3 protein-coding genes are annotated in these 1,225 nt (G+C 72.1%); all 3 read left to right on the plus strand.

Annotated elements, in window-relative coordinates:
- Positions 1 to 645, plus strand: a 645-nt coding sequence (locus I5E_RS10570) for an SDR family NAD(P)-dependent oxidoreductase (protein WP_022906955.1), incomplete at its 5' end; no start/stop codon positions are given.
- A 169-nt stretch (positions 646 to 814) separates the two neighbouring features.
- Entirely contained in the window at positions 815 to 1,030 is a 216-nt protein-coding gene (locus tag I5E_RS10575; RefSeq protein ID WP_022906956.1) for a hypothetical protein, read from the plus strand.
- Positions 1,030 to 1,164, plus strand: a complete 135-nt coding sequence (locus tag I5E_RS26420; protein WP_022906957.1) for a hypothetical protein — start codon at positions 1,030 to 1,032, stop codon at positions 1,162 to 1,164. Before I5E_RS10575 ends, I5E_RS26420 begins: the two co-directional genes overlap by 1 nt.
- The last annotated feature ends 61 nt before the right edge of the window (positions 1,165 to 1,225 follow it).

A 1,225-nucleotide genomic window follows, 5' to 3' on the forward strand; every position in this document is an offset into this window, starting at 1 on the left:
TCGGACCGGCAGGGCCTCGGCCTCGCCGTCGCCGAACGCTTCGCACGGGAGGGCTTCTCGATCGCCCTGGTCTCCCGCAACCAGGACCGCCTGGACTCCCTCGTCGCCGAACTCCGCGAGCACGGCCACACCGCCGCCGGGTTCGCCGCGAACGTCCGCGACGGCGACTCGCTGCGCGCCGCCCTCGAGCGTGCGACCGAGCAGCTCGGCCCGATCGAGGTGCTGCAGTACAGCCCCCTGCCCGCCAAGGAGTACATGCGACCGGTGCTCGAGACCACGGCGGAGGACCTCGTCGGCCCGATCGAGTTCTCGGTCTACGGCTCGGTGAACGCCGTCCGCCAGGTCCTGCCCGGCATGCGCGCGATCGGCCACGGCACGATCCTGTTCGTCAACGGCGGGAGCGCGGTGCGCCCCGGCGCGCGGGTGACCGGCACGTCGGTCGCCTTCGCGGGCGAGAGCGCCTACGCGCAGCTGCTGCACGACGCCGTCCGGGACGAGGACGTCCACGTCGGTCAGCTCATCATCCCGTTCGGCATCGACGACGGGCAGCCGGAGCACTCCGGTGCGGCGATCGCGGACCGCCTGTGGGCGATCCACACCGAGCGCGGTGCGTTCCGGACGTACGCCGAGCCGCTGCCCGAGTGACGGACTGACGGACGGGAGCGCGCCCCGCTCAGCGGCAACGCGAAGCGTTGCGCGGGGCGCGCCGACCGAGCCTGCGAGGGAGGAGTGCGGGCCCGACCCGCGCCTCCCGTCCGCCCCCGGTCGCGTCGCGATCAGCGTGCGGCGCGCGTGATCGCGCATCCTCAACGTGGTGTTCTCGCTGCAGGCGTTCGACGTCATCTACGTGATGACCGGCGGCGGCCCCGGCTTCTCCACCACGGTGCTCATCCAGTACGTGTTCCGGTCCGCGTTCATCGACGCGCGGATGGGGTACGCCGCGGCGCTCGGACTGGTGCTCGTCGCGATCCTGCTCGTGTTCACGCTGCTCCGGCAGCGGGCCAACAAGAAGGCAGAGGAGGCCATCTGATGGCGCTGTCCGTTGCGGGCTCGACCCGCGCCTCCCGTCCGACCACCGCGCGGCGGAAGCCGCGCCCGAGCCGCTGGGTGCTCGTCGGCCGACTCACCGCGCTGGCAATCGTGATGGTCTTCCCGCTGTACTGAATGGTCTTCTTCGCGCTCACCCCTGGCGGCCAGTCGCAGACCGGCAGGTTCTCGCTCTTCC

Source organism: Curtobacterium sp. B18 (assembly GCF_000333375.1).
In the GTDB taxonomy this organism is placed as follows: domain Bacteria; phylum Actinomycetota; class Actinomycetes; order Actinomycetales; family Microbacteriaceae; genus Curtobacterium.